The sequence below is a fragment of the Streptomyces sp. NPDC092370 genome, from assembly GCF_044755265.1.
Lineage (GTDB): Bacteria > Actinomycetota > Actinomycetes > Streptomycetales > Streptomycetaceae > Streptomyces.
On the sequence record NZ_JBIVQO010000021.1, the window covers coordinates 65387 to 81207 of the forward strand.

Annotated in this window: 12 protein-coding genes and 1 pseudogene; 6 read left to right on the forward strand and 7 right to left on the reverse strand. The window is 70.3% G+C overall.

Features of this window, described 5'->3' with window-relative positions; genetic code table 11:
- Positions 1-38: 38 nt before the first annotated feature.
- Together ACIQHQ_RS36855 and ACIQHQ_RS36860 are read right to left on the reverse strand one after the other, a co-directional pair.
- Positions 39-251 (reverse strand): MbtH family protein, encoded by a 213-nt coding sequence (locus ACIQHQ_RS36855; protein WP_402621037.1) that lies wholly within the window; start codon positions 249-251, stop codon positions 39-41.
- Between the two features lie 46 nt (positions 252-297).
- Positions 298-1944, reverse strand: coding sequence for a (2,3-dihydroxybenzoyl)adenylate synthase (locus tag ACIQHQ_RS36860; RefSeq protein WP_402621039.1), 1647 nt, complete (start codon positions 1942-1944; stop codon positions 298-300).
- Between the two features lie 294 nt (positions 1945-2238).
- Between ACIQHQ_RS36860 and ACIQHQ_RS36865 the strand changes: the two genes are divergently transcribed.
- From ACIQHQ_RS36865 to ACIQHQ_RS36880, 4 genes are all read left to right on the forward strand, one after another.
- A complete protein-coding gene (locus ACIQHQ_RS36865; protein ID WP_402621042.1) occupies positions 2239-5772 on the forward strand; it encodes an amino acid adenylation domain-containing protein in 3534 nt (1177 codons plus the stop codon).
- Positions 5765-6661: a thioesterase II family protein gene (locus tag ACIQHQ_RS36870; RefSeq protein ID WP_402621044.1), complete on the forward strand. Its 897-nt coding sequence runs from the start codon at positions 5765-5767 to the stop codon at positions 6659-6661. Before ACIQHQ_RS36865 ends, ACIQHQ_RS36870 begins: the two co-directional genes overlap by 8 nt.
- Complete coding sequence (locus ACIQHQ_RS36875) at positions 6658-8064, forward strand: salicylate synthase (RefSeq protein WP_402621047.1); 1407 nt, start codon at positions 6658-6660, stop codon at positions 8062-8064. Before ACIQHQ_RS36870 ends, ACIQHQ_RS36875 begins: the two co-directional genes overlap by 4 nt.
- A 101-nt stretch (positions 8065-8165) precedes the next feature.
- Complete coding sequence (locus ACIQHQ_RS36880) at positions 8166-8912, forward strand: 4'-phosphopantetheinyl transferase family protein (protein ID WP_402621050.1); 747 nt, start codon at positions 8166-8168, stop codon at positions 8910-8912.
- On the opposite strand, the gene ddaH is transcribed toward ACIQHQ_RS36880, so the two are convergent.
- On the reverse strand, positions 8890-9801 hold the full coding sequence (gene ddaH / locus ACIQHQ_RS36885; protein ID WP_402621053.1) for a dimethylargininase: 912 nt from the start codon (positions 9799-9801) through the stop codon (positions 8890-8892). The genes ACIQHQ_RS36880 and ddaH overlap by 23 nt on opposite strands.
- A gap of 288 nt (positions 9802-10089) precedes the next feature.
- Between ddaH and ACIQHQ_RS36890 the strand changes: the two genes are divergently transcribed.
- Complete coding sequence (locus tag ACIQHQ_RS36890; RefSeq protein WP_402621056.1) at positions 10090-10473, forward strand: chorismate mutase; 384 nt, start codon at positions 10090-10092, stop codon at positions 10471-10473.
- Between the two features lie 994 nt (positions 10474-11467).
- On the opposite strand, the gene ACIQHQ_RS36895 is transcribed toward ACIQHQ_RS36890, so the two are convergent.
- The 3 genes from ACIQHQ_RS36895 to ACIQHQ_RS36905 form a co-directional block, all read right to left on the reverse strand.
- Positions 11468-12091 (reverse strand): hypothetical protein, encoded by a 624-nt coding sequence (locus ACIQHQ_RS36895; protein WP_402621058.1) that lies wholly within the window; start codon positions 12089-12091, stop codon positions 11468-11470.
- Positions 12092-12684: 593 nt separating this feature from the next.
- Entirely contained in the window at positions 12685-13065 is a 381-nt protein-coding gene (locus ACIQHQ_RS36900; protein ID WP_402621060.1) for a hypothetical protein, read from the reverse strand.
- Between the two features lie 562 nt (positions 13066-13627).
- Positions 13628-14029 (reverse strand): hypothetical protein, encoded by a 402-nt coding sequence (locus ACIQHQ_RS36905; protein ID WP_402621063.1) that lies wholly within the window; start codon positions 14027-14029, stop codon positions 13628-13630.
- Between the two features lie 868 nt (positions 14030-14897).
- On the opposite strand from ACIQHQ_RS36905, the pseudogene ACIQHQ_RS36910 reads away from it, so the two are divergent.
- Positions 14898-15627: pseudogene (locus tag ACIQHQ_RS36910) on the forward strand (xylosidase); the annotation flags it as partial.
- An 8-nt stretch (positions 15628-15635) separates the two neighbouring features.
- Here ACIQHQ_RS36910 and ACIQHQ_RS36915 read toward each other — a convergent pair.
- Positions 15636-15821: hypothetical protein (locus ACIQHQ_RS36915; protein ID WP_402621066.1), on the reverse strand; the 186-nt coding region annotated here is incomplete at its 5' end.

The following is a 15821-nucleotide window of genomic DNA, read 5'->3' on the forward strand; positions in this document are numbered from 1 at the left end:
GTGTGGCAGGGGCCTTTCCTCGTGTTGTCCGGTCGGGGTTATCCGGCCGTGGAAGCGTCGATCAGGCTCTTCGGGCGCAGGTCGGTCCACTCGGCCTCGATGTGGGCGACGGCCTCGGCGCGGCCGACCGGGCCGAGGACGGACCGCCAGCCTTCCGGGACGGTCTGGAAGGACGGCCACAGCGAGTACTGGCCCTCGTCGTTGACCAGCACGAGGAAGGTGCCGTTCTCGTCGTCGAAGGGGTTGGTCATGGGGATGACGCCTTTCGTGGTGGGTCGTGCGGGGAGTGTGGTGGTCTCAGGCGCGGTCGCGCTCGTCCAGCATCCGACGGAGAGCTCGCTTGTCGATCTTCCCGATGGCCGTCAGCGGAAGGTCCGTCACCGTCTCCACTCGGTCGGGCAGTTTGAACGCGGCGACCCCACGCTCCAGCAGGAACGCCCGCAGCTCCTGGACCGTGGGCGCGGAGGGGCCGTCCGGGACGACCACCGCGCAGATCCGCTCCCCCTCCCCGGCGGGGTCCGGCACGCCGACGGCGGCGCAGCGCCGTACTCGCGGATGCGCGCTCACATGGCTCTCGACCTCCTCGGCGGAGACGCTTTCGCCGTTGCGGTCGATGGTGTCCTTGACCCGGCCCTCCACGATCAGGTGGCCGGAGGGCAGTTGGCGGACCAGGTCCCCGGAGCAGTAGTAGCCGTCGGGCGTGAACGCGGTGGCGTTGACCTCGGGGGCGCGGTAGTAGCCGCGCAGCGTGTAGGGGCCGCGCACCAGCAGCTCGCCGGCCTCACCGGGCGCGACGGGCCGGCCGTCCGCGTCCACGATGCGCAGCTCGTCGTCCGCGCTCAGCGGCCGGCCCTGAGTGAGGGCCACCGTCTCCGGATCGTCGTCGGAGCGGGTGTAGCTGAGCAGGCCCTCGGCCATGCCGAACACCTGCTGCACCGAGCAGCCGAGAGTGTCCGGGATGGTACGGGCCAGGTCGGCGGAGAGCTTCGACCCGCCGGCCTGGAGCACACGCAGGCTGGAGATGTCCGCGGGGTCCCACTCCGCCGCGTCGATCCACAGCGGGATCAGCGGCGGCACCAGAGCGGTGTGCGTGACCCGTTCGGCCTCGATCAGCGGGAAGGCGTCACCGGGTGCGGGGGATGGGGACAGCACCACGCGGCCGCCCACCGACAGCGTACCGAGCATGCCGGGGCAGGCCAGCGGGAAGTTGTGGGCGATGGGCAGGCAGGCGAGGTACACCGCCTCGTCCGACAGCTGGCACGCCTGCGCGCTGGCACGCGCGTTGAAGCCGTAGTCGTTGTGGGTGCGGGGGATCAGCTTGGGGACGCCGGTGGTGCCGCCGGACACCAGCAACAACGCGACGTCGGCCGGATCCGGGTCGGGGAAGTCCCTGGGGTCCGCGTCCGCCTTGGCGAGCGCCGTGTACGGGCCGGGGTCGCCCGCGACGAGCACATGCCGCAGGTCAGGCGCCTGAGCCTGCACGGCGGCGGCCAGCTCCCGGTAGTCGAATCCGGCGTACTCGTCGGCGATGACGTACGCCACGGCTCCCGACAGCCGGGCCAGGTGGCCGATCTCGGTGATGCGGTGCGCGGGCAGGGTGAGGGCGGGAATCGCCCCGAGCCGGGCCAGCGCGAAGAACAGGACGGGGAACGCGCCGTTGTTGGGCAACTGAACCAGGATCCGGTCACCGGCGCGTATGCCGAGATTCGCGAGGCCCGCGGCCATCCGATCCGCGCGTTCGTCCAGCTGACGGTATGTCAGTCTGTCCTTTTCTGCGACGATCGCGGTGCGATCACCGAATTCAGCCGTCCAATCGCGCAGCAGGGTTCCCAGGGTCCGGCCGTCCCAGTGACCGGCCGCGACGTAACGGGCCGCGGTCTTGGCGGGCCACGGGGTCAGCCCCGAGGACAAGGGCGTGGGAGGCACGGTGGCGTTTTCGGTCACGTTCGGCTCGACTCTCGTGGGCCGGAGGGCGGCTGGCGCTCCTCGCTGGTATCCGCTCGTCATGGGTGGTGGCCGCCTGTGCTGCTTTCGGGCATCCACAAACAGGTGTGGTTAGGTTAACCTAAGTCCCGTCATCGCACATCTCCTGTCGCGAAGGAGCCGGGAATGGCCATTTCTCCTGCCCAAGGGTGACTTGAGAAGGCTTCACCAACCTGCTCGAACGGTCCGAGTGGCCTTGCCCTGGCCGGAACGCGACTCTCATCACGACACGATGTCCTAGGAAGAAGCCGCTTCATGCTGTCGATCGACGACCTCCGGCGGGTGGTCACCGACCTCCTCGGCCCCGGCGCCGCGCCTCCCGGTGACCACGACAACCTCATCGAACTCGGCCTGGACTCGCTCAAGCTGATGAGGATCGCGGACCGATGCCGACGCACCGGGCTGGACGTGGGCTTCGCCGACCTGGCGCGCCGTCCCACCCTGGCGGGCTGGGGTGGCCTGCTCGCCGAAGCGGCGCCCGAGCCGTCCGCCGAGGCGACGCCCGCGCCTGAGAGCGCACAGATCGCCCAGCCGACGGTGTCCGGAGTGGCTGAGGTTCCTGCGGCCGACCAGGGTGAAGAACCGTTCCCTCTGGCCCTGATGCAGCACGCCTACTGGGTCGGCCGGGGCGGCTCCCATGCCCTCGGCGCGGTGGCGGCCCACCTCTACACCGAGTTCGACGGCTCCGGCGTTGACCCTTCCCGCCTCGGTGTCGCCGTCGCCGCCCTGGCGGAGCGTCACCCCATGCTGCGCGCCCGTGTCCTCGACGACGGCCGACAGGTGATCGGACCGTGGACCGGCGGCACCGAACTGCCCGTCCTCGACCTGCGCGACGCCTCCGCGCACGAGATCGAGGAACAGACCGCCCGCCTGCGGGACCAGCTCTCCCACCAGCTCCTCGACGTCGAGGCCGGACAGGTCTTCGACGTCCGCGTGACCCTGCTGCCCGAAGGCCGCACCCGCGTCCACGTGGACGTCGACATGATCGCCGCCGACGCCCGCAGCTACCGCGTGATGCTGGCCGACCTCGTCCACCTCTACGACCACCCCGAACGGCCCCTGCCACCCCTCGGTTACAGCTACTCCCAGTACCTGGCCGAACGACGCGCACAGCCCCCGCGCGAACAGGACGTGCGCTGGTGGCGCGACCGCCTCGGTGAACTGCCCGGCGCCCCCGTCCTGCCCACCCGGCCCGAGGCCGAGCGCGGCACCCCCAACCGCGTGACCCGGCTGCACCACTGGCTCAGCCCCGAGCAGCGTGCCCGCCTCACCGAGCAGGCCCGACGCCACGCCGTCACCCCCGCGGTCGCCGCCGCCACCGCCTTCGCCGAGGTCCTCGGTGCCTGGAGCGGCGAGCCGCGCTTTCTGCTCAACGTCCCGATGTTCGACCGTCGGCCGCTCCACCCCGATGTGGACCGTCTCGTCGGCGACTTCACCGGCTCCGTGATGCTGGACGTCGACCTCACCGAGACCCGCACCTTCGCCGAGCGGGCCAGGGACGCGCAGGACCGGATGCACCGGGCCGCCGTCCACTCCTCGTACTCGGGCGTCGAGGTCCTGCGCGACCTCTCTCGCGACCAGGGCTCTCAGGTCCTCGCGCCCGTCGTCTTCACCAGCGCCCTCGACCTAGGTGAACTGTTCGGCCAGGACGTGGAGAGCTGCCTCGGCGAGCCCGTGTGGATTGTCTCCCAGGGCCCCCAGGTGCTCCTCGACGCCCAGATCACCGAGCTGCATGACGGCCTCCTCGTCAACTGGGACGTGCGCGCCGACGCGTTCCCCGACGGCGTCCCGTCCGCCATGTTCGCCGCCTTCACCGACCTGATCGGCAAGGTCGCCGACGGCCGCGCCTGGGACGTCCCCGTGGGACCACTCGCCACCGAGGAGCAGCTCGCCGTCCGTGCGGACGCCAACCGCACCGACGGGCCGCTGCCCGAGCAGCCGCTCCACCACGCGTTCTTCGCCCGCGCCGCCACCACCCCCGACGCGCCCGCCGTCCTCGCCGCCGACACGGCCGTCCTCACCTACGGTCAACTGGCGGACAAGGCCCTGCGCGTGGCCGGAGCCCTGCACGAACGGGGCGTCCAGCCGGGCGATGCCGTGGCGATCCGCCTGCCCAAGGGCCCCGACCAGCTCGTGGCCGTCCTCGGCGTCCACGCCGCCGGCGCGCACTACGTGCCGATCGGCGTCGAACAGCCCGCCGCACGTGCCGAGTCCATCCGCACCCGCGCCGGGGTGACCGTGGTCCTCGGCCCCCCCGGCAGCGCGGACGACAGCGGAGCCCTCCCGCTCGACGAGGCGGCCGCCTGGCCCCGGCCCCTGCCCGAACCGGTGTTCGCCGACCCCGCCGCCGTGGCCTACGTCCTGTTCACTTCCGGCTCTACCGGCGAACCCAAGGGTGTCGAGGTCTCCCACCGCGCCGCCGCCAACACCGTCGACGACCTCGTCGAACGCCTCGGCATAGGGCCGGCCGACCGCACCCTGGCCCTGTCTGCCCTCGACTTCGATCTGTCCGTCTTCGACATCTTCGCCCCCCTGTCGGCCGGCGGAGCCGTCGTCACGGTCGACGAGCGCACCCGCAAGGACGCCTCCGCCTGGACCGGACTGGTCCGGCGGCACGCCGTCACCGTCCTCAACTGCGTGCCCGGCCTGCTCGACATGCTGCTCACCGCGGCCGAGGGCGATCCGATGGGCGACAGCCTGCGCGTGGTGCTTCTCGGCGGCGACTGGGTGGGCGTCGACCTCCCGGTCCGGCTGCACGCACAGGTCCCCGGCTGCCGCTTCCTCGGTCTCGGCGGCACCACCGAGACCGCCATCCACTCCACGATCCAGGAGGTCGTGGGCGGCCGGGTGCCCGCCCGGTGGACGAGCGTGCCGTACGGCACACCGCTGCGCAACGTCCGCTGCCGCGTCGTCGACCCGCAGGGCCGTGACTGCCCGGACTGGGTGGCGGGCGAGCTGTGGATCGGAGGCGCCGGAGTCGCGGACGGCTACCGGGGCGACCCCGAGCGGACCGCCGACCGCTTCGTCCAGATCGACGGCGTGCGCTGGTACCGCACCGGTGACCGCGCCCGCTACTGGCCCGACAGCACCCTGGAGTTCCTCGGCCGGGCCGACGACCAGGTGAAGATCCGCGGGTTCCGCATCGAACTCGGCGAGGTGGAGGCCGCGCTCGGCCGGCACCCGGCCGTCCGCCAGGCCACCGCTCTCGTGCTGCGCACCGGACCCACCCCGCGGCTGTGCGCTGTCGTCGCCACCGGCGACGGCGCCCGACCCACCGAGGAGGAGATCAGGGCCGGCGCCGCCGAGCGCGTGCCGGCCCACATGCTGCCGGACACCATCGCCGTCCTGCCCGAGATGCCGCTGACCGTCAACGGCAAGGTCGACCGGCGCGCGCTGCGCGAACTCCTCTCCGCTCAGGCGAAGGAGGGCGAGCACGAGGCGACCACGACCGCCCTGGAAGAAGTCGTCGCCCGCGTCTGGGCCCGCGTCCTCGGCGCGGAACGCGTGGGACGCCACGACGACTACTTCCAGCTCGGCGGCGACTCCATCCTCGCCACCCGGATCACCGCACAGCTGCGGGAGGCCCTCGACACCGACGACGTCTCCGTCCACGACGTCCTGTCCGCCCTCACCGTGGCGCAGCTCGCCCGGACCCTGACGGAACGGGACGCCGACGACCGGCTCGAACTCGTCGCCGAGGTCTTCCTGGAGATCGACTCCCTGTCCGAGGAGGAGATCGAGGCCCGGCTCGGCGACGGCACCGAGCAGCCGGAGCCCGCCGATGGCTGAGCAACTCCGCGGCCACGGCGCGCCCGACGCCTGGTTCCGCCGGTACGCGCCCCGGCCGGACGCCGCCGCGCGGATCGTGTGCTTCGGACCGGCTGGCGGCGCCCCCGCCTTCTACCGTGACTGGGCCCGGGCCGTGCCCGACGACATCGAGGTCCTGTCGACAGTGCTGCCCGGCCGTGAACGCCGCGCCGCCGAACCGACCCTGACCCGCATGGACGTTCTCGCGGACGCCGTCACCGCCGCGCTCGTGCCGTGGCTGGACCGCCCCACAGTCCTCTTCGGACATAGCATGGGCGCCTCAGTGGCCTTCGAGGTGACACGCCGTCTGGAGGCGTCCGGCGGACGACGCCCGGCCGGGCTGGTCGTCTCCGGCCGGCCCAGCCCGCGGCGTCTGCTGGAGGCCCCTTCGCCGGTGGCCGGTTACGACGACGACGCGATCGTCGGGTACCTGCGCCGCCTTGGCGGCACGCCCGACGAACTGCTCGACGACCCGGAAGCACGGGAGCTGATACTGCCGCCGTGCCGGGCCGACTTCCAGGTGATCGGCCGGTACACGCCCGAGTTCCACCCGCGGATCGACACGCCGCTGCGGGTCCTGCTCGGCGACGAGGACGCATCCGTACCCGCGTGGGACGCACCACGCTGGGAGGAGGTCGCCACCCGGCTTGATGGCGTCCACGTCCTGCCCGGCGGGCACTTCTATCTGCTGTCCGAGCGGCCCGCCGTCATCGACCACGTATTGCGCACACTGCGCGAGGCCGAAGCGACCCCCACCCGGACCCCCGGTTCGCCGACCTGCCCCACCCCCCACGGGACCATCCGCCACGCCGGACAAGCCGGACGAGCCGACCTTGGGAAAGAGTCCGGGAAAGAGAGAGAGAAGACGTGACCCTGGCCCCTGCCTACCACGAGCGCCGGATACCCCTGACCGGCGACGCGCTGAGCACCGCCGCGGCGCTGTCGGAGACCTCGGCCGACGCCTACGTGCTCTACGAGAACCGGGGTGCTGTCGGCTGGGCGGAAGGCGAGCACGGAAGGATCGTGGTCCACGCCGACCGGACCACGCTCGCCGTCGCGGGCGACGAGCCCGTCGTCTTCCCCGCCGACGAGGGCGTGCTTCAGGCCCTCGACAAGGCGCTGGCCGCCGTACGCGTCCAGGGCTGGCGCGCCTACGGATGGGCGGCCTTCGAGCTCAGCTACCCCCTGCACGGTCTGCCCGCCACGCCGGGTGACGCACCCCTCGCCCACCTCGCCGTCCCCGCGCGCGAGGTCAGACTGGAGGAGGGCGGCGCCCTGCTGCGCACGCTCGACCCCGACGACCTCGACGCGCTGGAGCAGCGCGTACGCTCCGCGGCCGCCCTCGGCGGCGCGGTCGGCAGCACCGAGCGGGTGGCCGCCGACGTCGAGTCGCACGATGCGGACGCCTACCGTGCCTCCGTAGCAGCGGCCGTGGACGAAATTCGCGCCGGCCACCTCACCAAGGTGATCCTGTCCCGCGCCGTTCCCGTCATGGTGCCCATCGACATGCCCGCCACCTACCTGGAGGGCCGCCGCGGCAACGACCCCGCCCGGTCCTTCCTGCTGCGCCTCGGCGGCTGGGAGACGGCCGGCTTCAGCCCCGAGATCGTCGCCCGGGTCAGCGGTCACGACCACCTCGTCACCGCCCAGCCGCTGGCCGGCACCCGCGCCCTGGAGGGCGACCCCGACGGGGACCGCGGCCGCCGCGCCGAGCTCTACCGCGACGAGAAGGAGGTCTTCGAACACGCTGTGTCCGTACGGCTCGTCGCCGAGGAGCTCGAGCGGGTCTGCACCCGGGACTCCGTGACGGTCGACGACTTCATGTCGATCAAGGAGCGGGGCAGCGTCCAGCACCTCGCGTCCCAGCTCTCCGGCTCCCTGGCGCCGGGTAGGACGGCCTGGGAGGCCGTCGGCGCGCTCTTCCCCGCGGTCACCGCCTCCGGCATACCGAAGGCCGAGGGCTGCGACCTCATCCGTCGCACCGAGAATGGGCCTCGCGGCCTCTACAGCGGCGCCGTGCTGACGGTCGACGCGGACGGTACCGTCGACGCCGCCCTGGTCCTGCGCAGTGTCTACCGTCATGAGGGCCGCACCTGGCTGCGGGCCGGCGCCGGCATCGTCGCCCACTCCCGGCCCGAGCGCGAGCTGGAGGAGACCCGCGAGAAGCTCCGCAGCGTCTCCCGATTCCTGGTCCCGGCCACCGTCGCCGAGACCGGGCAGCGCTCCGCGATCTCCGCCCCGGCCGAGCAGTCCGTTTCAGCGCTGGCCCGCTGAGCTCGACCAGGACGGACGGCGCAGGGCCGGCCGCCGCGCACCCGTGCGGCGGTCGGCCCGGCGCCCTGCGCAAGGACCAACAGGTGGACCACGACGATCACTTGACATTTCCTGCGGGACCGGGGCGTCCGCCCATCGGCGCCGCCGAGGTCTGGTGCCTCCACGCCACCACCGGCGAGGTGGAGGCGGCGACACGGATGGCAGGCGTCCTCAGCACGGAGGAGCGGCGGCGTGCCGCCGCGTTCCGTCGCCCCGCCGACCGGGACCTGTACCTGGTCGCCCATGTGGGCCTGCGGGGCCTCCTCGGCGCCCTGCTGGCCCTGCCGCCCGGCGAGGTGGAACTGCGCCGGGCCGCCTGCCCATTGTGCGGCGACCCGCACGGGCGACCGGAGACGACTGCCGACCCGCCCCTCCACTTCTCCCTCTCGCACGCCCGCGGCATGGCCCTGTGCGCCCTCGCCTCGTCCCCCGTGGGCGTCGACGTGGAGGCTTCCGCCTCCGTGCCGGATACGAGTCTGGTGCCGCACCTGCATCCGGCCGAGCGGACCGCCCTGGAACGGCTACCGGAAGAGCGGCAGGCGGAGGCGTTCCTGGACTGCTGGGTCCGCAAGGAGGCGTACCTCAAGGGCATCGGAACCGGCCTGGGCGTCGACCCGGCAACGGTGGACGTCGGCCTGGGCCCCCGTCACGGCGATGAGGAGTCTCCGGATCTAGGCAGCTGGTCACTGTCTCCGGTGCCCGTGCCGCCGACTCACAGCGCCGCCGTCGCGTTGCTGTACCCGGCGCCCCCGGTGGTCCATACGCGTCAGGCGTCGCTCGCGTCGCTCACCGCGGTCGGCCGCCTGTAGGTGGCGCGCCTTTTTGAGGAGGACACAAGCCGCGCGGATCACCCGATCCGCGCGGCTTACTCACCTCGTAGGGTTGCGATCGGGCCGAACGCAGCTCCAGCGTGCAGCACTTCACGCTGCCGCCCGCCTTGAGGAGTTCCGACAAGTCCACCCCGGTCGGGCGGAATCCTCGGTCGCGTAGCTGTTTGGTCACGCCGGTCGCGTTGTGCGGCAGGACGACGTTGAGGCCGTCGGAGGTGGCGTTGAGGCCGAACACCGCGGCGTCGGCGTCACCGGCGATCACGGCGTCCGGGAACAGCCCCTCCAGGACGGCCCGGCTGCCGGGCGAGAAGGCGGGCGGATAGTAGGCGATGGTCTCCTCGTCGAGGACCGTCAGCGCCGTGTCCAGGTGGTAGTAGTTCGGATCGACCAGTGTCAGGCTGATCACCGGACGTCCGAAGAACTCCTGGGCCTCGCCCTGCGAGCGCGGGTCGCTGCGGAAGCCCGTCCCCGCGAGCAGCAGGTCGCCCACCAGGAGGTAGTCACCCTCGCCTTCGTTGATCAGCTCTGCCATGCGCAGGTCGGTGAATCCGTGGCCGAGCAGCCAGTCCCGGTACGCCGGCGCCTCGTCGACGCGTTCGGCGTCACGGAAGCGTGCCACCAGGGCGCGGCCGTCCACGACCGTGGCCCCGTTGGCGGCGAAGACCATGTCGGGAAGGCCCGGTACGGGATCGATCAACTCGACCGTGTGCCCCAGGTCCAGGTAGACCTGACGCAGCCGCTCCCACTGCGCGATGGCCAGGGCGGTGTCGACGGGTTTCCGCGGGTCCATCCACGGGTTGATGGAGTAGACCACATCGAAATACGTGGGTCTGCACATGAGGTAGTGCCGGGGTCTGGCAGTGCGCATGGTGTGCGTTCCTGGTCGTCGTGGTGGCGGGAGTCGGCCGCCTGGCGTGGTGAGTCGGTTGCGGGGATGGCCGAAACCTCTGTCCCGAGACAGCCTTGGATGGTTTCTCGGACGGCCATGATGAACGGCGGCCTAGTAAAGCAAGCCTTACCTAATGTCGCAACGTCGCGCTATCCTGTGCGCGTTGATGGCCCACAAGGCCACTGCCACCCGCCGCTATGGTGCGCCGCGTCGGCGTGCGGGATCGGTGATTCCTCCCCACCGGGACGCGTACGAAAGGCGGCCGGCATGCCCACGACCACGGACGGATTCGTCGAGGACGGCCACCGCCGTGTCGCGGAACTGGACGAGGCGATCATCGACCTCGTCCGCCGGCGTACCGAGGTCTGCGCCCAGTTGGTGGCGGTGCGGCGCGCCGCGGGAGGCCCGGTCATCGAACTTGCCCGGGAGAACGAGGTGCTGAGGAGCTACGGCGACGCTCTGGGTGGCGACGGTGCCTCTCTGGCGCTGCTCCTGATCGAGCGTGGGCGGCGGGCTGCCGTGTGCGCGGACGGTCTCGTACCGCTGGAGCAACGCTGCGCCGGGCTTTCACGCCGGGGCGATCTTCCGGTCTCCGATGTGGGGACCTCCGGTAAGGATGAGGAAGACCGGAGTACGGCTGTCACGACATAGGGGAAGCGTGGGCATCCCGCATCTGTGCGCGTCAGGCGCTGCACGATTGGCCTTCGCGCAAGGCCGTAACGTCGCAAGGGAGGGGGTGGGCAGATCGAGGTCGAGCGGCACCGCTCCCAGGGCGCCGGCAACTCCTTCTTCGTCCCTCAGGCCGTGTCCTGGGGCGAACGACAGGGTTCGGGCACCCAGGCGGGCACAGGAGGGTGCGAGGCTGAGTGCCGAGTGCGGCTGGTCGGATGGCCCTGTCATGAGGCTCGTGCCTTGGGCAGAGTGAGGTCGGATGGAAGGATAGCCCCTTTTAGGGCGGAGCCAGGTAGCGAGGGCGCGGGCAACGATGTCGCAGTGAGGATGTCGTTGTCGGCGTTCTGATACGCCGTTGCAGCTGCAGGAGTTCGGGGACTGAGTAGTGGAGCTGTCCGCGCTTGGTGGGGGCGGCTGTTGATGACATCCAGGGTTTCCGTGCGGCGTGAGCGGGTCGTGGGTTCGGTCCTGGGCGGGTGGGCGCGCTGGTGCGGGCGCAGATCAGAAGGTCCGCGCTCTGGGCGGCGCGGCCGGGGACACGAGCCGGCGCTTGCGCTGCACCTGCCAACGTGTCGTCGTGGACGTGCGGCAGCCGGAACGGTCACCAGGCCGAGCAGGGTGAAGTGGCCGAGTTCGGCACGGGTGTCGTGGGCGTGCAGGACGCGCCGTCACAGCAGGGTGGCCGGCGGGCCGACGCGGTGGGATCGGGTCCGGGGTTCACGCCGATCTCTCGGTCGCCGGCCACGCTGATGAACACCGGCACCAGCGCCTCGCCCGCCCGATGACCGGTCTCCGGCGCCGCGCCGCGCCGAGCGCGACGTCGCGGGGCTGCTCTCCGAGCGCGCGCCGCAGGGCGTTACGTCCCGGCAGTTCCGCCTTTCTCACGCATTCCTCTGGAGCGGGATTTTCACAGCACCCAGACACCATGCGCGCACACTCAGGTAGGGACAACTCCCCCTGTCCGGTCACCCTCTTAAGGGCTTGACGGAGTGTCCGATTGAAGGTGGGAAGGAGTCTGCGAAAAGGTGTCGTCGACACGGACGAGCCGGTAGCCGTGCTCGTACGCCGAAACGCCGCGCCGGTCTGCCCGCTTCGGCCGGGCGCGTCGCGCCGCGAGGATCAACGCGTCCACCTCCGGGCGTTTTCTGCGCAGCCCGTTGAGGGTTTTCAGGGGAACGCCGGCAACTGCGGCGGCGACCGTGTGCCTGGCGCCCGCGCGAATCGCCTTGAGTATGACGCGCAAGGCCGCGGGGGACGGGTGGGACGGCTTGTCGGTGCCGTCAGGGATCTGCGACTGGGCCAGGGTGCTCGCGCACGCCATGGCCGCCGCGAACGAGGGGTTCCGCAACTGCCAATGCTGCAGTAGCCGTTCTGGAATCCCCGCTGCCAGGGCGCAGCCGTCCGGGCCGAGGCCGAGTGCCGCCGCCCGCACGGCCTCGGCCATGCGGGCCAGTGTCTCCTCGCTGAGACTCGGACTTCGCCCCATGGCTGCGAGGAGGTCGCCGTCGAGCTCTTCTTGCGCGCCGAGTTGGTCCAGCATGCCGTCGGCCCAGTCCGCCAACTGGCGAGCAGAGTCTTCCCTTTCGTCCACCATCACCTCCATTAGGGTAGCCATACCTAATCATATCGGTGTTCGGGGTAACAGATGTCCGCCGAAAAAACCGCAGGAAGCTGCCCTCACTCACTATGAGGATGGCCAACGCCCGCACATCACCTGGACCCGGCCAGGCTCGACCGAATGGCGTTCGCGGAGAAGATGCCGCAGACGGTCAGTGAACTCGGCATCCGGCATAACCAGCATCGTCGGCCTGCACGAGGATGTGGCGGGGCTGTCGGCGCGGCGGACCCGGGGTCCTTGTGGTGCCGTCGTGCTGCCGGGCTTCATTGACCGCCACGTGCACCTGATGGGCGGTCGGAGTTGCCGAAGACGACCAGGCCCGGGTGGCTTCGTTCATGAGAACGGACAGCAGATGTTCACGACTTCGGGAGGCACGACAGCCCACCGAGAATTCGAACCTACTTGAGCTTCGGCCCGAGAGGCGGCTGCCGAGGTCTGGCAGGCGCCGTGCGGCGGCCTACCCGCCGGCACCCATCCGAACGTCGCCACGATGTTCCCTGCGTTTTCGTGTGTGCGGCGCCAGCTGCTTCAGCGCCGCACAGGCGGCCTGGACGTGCTCAGTGGTCGCCCGCTTACGGGCACACGGGGCGTGGCAGTGGCTGACGCCAGTCGCCCAGCGCCGTGAGGAGAAAGTGTCGGGCGAGAGCACGGATGTCGTCCCACGCCGGATCTGTGGCCAGGGCGTGGGCCCAGAGGCCGACGCGGCAGGCGGCATCGATTTCGCCGAGGCGACGGCCGATGGCCCGAAGACGGCGCAGATCCTCGGGCTCGAAGGCCCCGCGGTCCGCGAGTCCTTCGCAGACGCGGCAGAGGAGCTCCACCTCTTCAACGACGTCCTTCGTCTCCAGCTCGCGCCCGCCCAACCAGGCAAGCTGATCACGGGTGTCGGCTGCGAGAAGGGCCATAAAGCGCAGCGTCCAGGTGCGCAGGTGCGCGTCGCCGAGATGGTTCATGCATGCAGGATCGCACCCAGCTCCCGCAACCTTGTTCGATGGCCGGAAGGGCTGCAATGGTTCGCGGAGGTTGAAGCGCGAGTACTGCTGCCGCAGTCGAACGGGGCCGGACAGCGGTGCCTCCCGAAGTCGTGAACATCTGCTGTCCGCTCTCATGAACGAAGCCATCAGCGAACGGCCCGCGAGCTGCTGCGCCAGTCGTACTACTGCTACGAGTTCTCCACCGTGGCGGTCATGCACTCCCTGATCGCGGTGGAGATCGTGCTGCGCGACCCGGACGCGGGCAAGAAGCCGCTGCACCAGTTCATGAAGCAGGGCGCCGCGACGGGATCCTGACGGCACGGCAGGCGGAGTACCTCGACTATGGCCGGCAGATCCGCCACGGCATGGCGCACGGCCAGACCCCGCACGCGGTGATGCCGCCGGCCATGGCGGTGCCGTTGGTGACGATCTCGTTCACGATCGTCTCCGAACTCTGCGCCGCCGCTGTCCTCTGACATTGATGCTGGATCGTTTGCTATCGGAGTTGGACCGCTGGTGCCGGGCGATGAGGAGCCGGAGGCTATGCGCGGTGCCCGGTGGCGAAGCGGACGAAGCCGGCGATGCGCGGGCTGAACGTCCGCGCGCACTGCTCGCTGAGAGCCGAACGCACGCCCGCCACCACATCAGCGTCCGGCGCACCAAACACCTCGAAGCGCTCCACCTGGCAGTGCTTCATCACCTCTTGGATGTACGGATCCGCCAGCTTCCAGTGGAGGCGGACCGCGTCGGAGTCCTGATAGAGCTGGAAGCTGTGGGCGACCATCCGCTCCTCGTCCACGAAGGTCTCCACCATCAGCTGAGGACCGTGCTGCTCTGCGAACGCAACTGCCCTGGTGACGGCGTCGCGGAAGCCCTCCAGGTGACCTTCGGTGATGCGCATGGTGTTCCGGAAGAGGAGACTCGTCGAGTCGTGAGTAGTCATGACTCGACACTCGCCCCTCAACCTGGGTTGAGGTCAAGCATGGATTTCCCCAGTACCCTCCTCGACCTAGTAGGCATCGCTCAGGTCAGGCAAGGTGCCGACAGTGACGCCACCGCTGTGGCCTCTCAGCTCCCGGTCCAACTTCGCTGTCACGCACCGAGTGGCGGTCCAACTTCGGTGGCGACCAATCCAGGTTCGGGGTCAGAGGACAGCCGCACCTGCCTGGCGATCACGGCTCGGTAACGGCACTCAGCGGAATGTCACACCGTCGACTTTCGCCACACCTCTTCGACCAGCTCTTCCCGCGCGGTCACTCGCCGGTCCAGCTCGATCTCGGTGGCCTCCAATTCCCAGCCATCCGGGCGACTTCCTCCCGCAGCCCTTCCATCCGAACCCCGGGCCGCTGCCTCTCGCCCCTCCAGCATTCCCAGCACCGACGCCAGCGTGCACCCCTCAACCACGAAGCGGAAACAAGACGCCGCATGTCTCCCTCACCCCGGGCGAAACCATTCCTCACCAGAAGAACTGAGCGATCACGTTCGGTTGAGATGCGGCTTCTAGGAATCTTGTGCTGTCCGCTCTCAACTCCTAGGATCCATGACGTTCGAATGGTCGGTTTACGTTCGCAGTGTCGAACATGACCCGGCCGAAGCGGCTTGCGCATGGTGTACATGCCGGGCATGACAGCACCCGCATCCGTCCCGGTAAGACTCTCCCCCACACGCCGTATGCCGGACTTGGAAGGGTGCACCTGGCATTAGTGCGGCAAGCCCCGATCGCCTCCTGGAGCTTCGTGTGACGTCACCCGCACAATGCCCACGCCCGCGCCTGTGCCGCGCGGCCGTGCTCCTCCTGTCAGGCCTGGCGCGGCCGACCCGTCATCCAACTCGTAGGCGGTGCCCGGAACACGCCGTATCCCAGCCCCGTCCTGCCGCCCCCACCCCGCCAGGTCACCCCACTGACCGGCGTCGGCACCTTCGACGGAACGACCGTGAAACCGAAGCGGGAATGGAACCACAATTCGGACAACGGCCAGTGCTCCGTCAACAACGGCCTGACCCTGCGCACCGCGGCGGTCGCCAACGACCTGTACCGCGCCCGCAAGACCCTCACCGACCGGCTTCAGGGACCCACCTCCACCGCGACCGTCCAGCTGGACTACGCGACGATGCGCGACGGCGACCGGGCCGGACTCGCCCTGCTGCGCGATCTTTCCGCGTGGATCGGCATCGAACGAGACGGCGGCACGACACGGTAGTGATGGTCAACGGCTTGACCCTGGACAGCAATTGGGACGCCACCGGCACCGGCACCGAAGTCGCGAGCGCCAACGTCACGGGCGGTCGCATCTGGCTGCGCGCGGCCGCCGACATCCGCCCCGGCGCCTCCCGTCCGGGAACCTTCTCCACAGCACCGACGGCACCAACTTCACCCGCCTGGGGCCCGCGTTCACCATGGGCGACACCTGGCAGTTCTTCATGGGCTGTCGCTTCGCCCTTTCCAACTACGCCACGCAGACACTCGGCGGCTCCGTCCGCATCGCACGGTTCGCGCTGACCACGCCCCGAGCGCGGCAACGTCCCTCTCCCCGCATCTGACCGGCTACTCAGTCCCCGAGCCGCAGCACCAGGAAGGACCACACCATGTCCAGTACCGACGTCCACAGGCCAATGGCTCCCCCGACCGCAGTGAGATCACCCGCTACCGGTACGAGACTCGCCCGGGCGACCTGGGTGCTGATCCTCATGTTGGCGTTCGCCGTCCTTCCTGCCGCGGTGCATCCCACGGCGGC

Coding starts and splice junctions, on each gene's coding strand:
- ACIQHQ_RS36855 (WP_402621037.1), bottom strand. CDS start 251: ATGACCAACCCCTTCGACGACGAGAACGGCACCTTCCTCGTGCTGGTC.
- ACIQHQ_RS36870 (WP_402621044.1), top strand. CDS start 5,765: ATGGCTGAGCAACTCCGCGGCCACGGCGCGCCCGACGCCTGGTTCCGC.
- ddaH (WP_402621053.1), bottom strand. CDS start 9,801: ATGCGCACTGCCAGACCCCGGCACTACCTCATGTGCAGACCCACGTAT.
- ACIQHQ_RS36900 (WP_402621060.1), bottom strand. CDS start 13,065: ATGAACCATCTCGGCGACGCGCACCTGCGCACCTGGACGCTGCGCTTT.
- ACIQHQ_RS36865 (WP_402621042.1), top strand. CDS start 2,239: ATGCTGTCGATCGACGACCTCCGGCGGGTGGTCACCGACCTCCTCGGC.
- ACIQHQ_RS36905 (WP_402621063.1), bottom strand. CDS start 14,029: ATGACTACTCACGACTCGACGAGTCTCCTCTTCCGGAACACCATGCGC.
- ACIQHQ_RS36890 (WP_402621056.1), top strand. CDS start 10,090: ATGCCCACGACCACGGACGGATTCGTCGAGGACGGCCACCGCCGTGTC.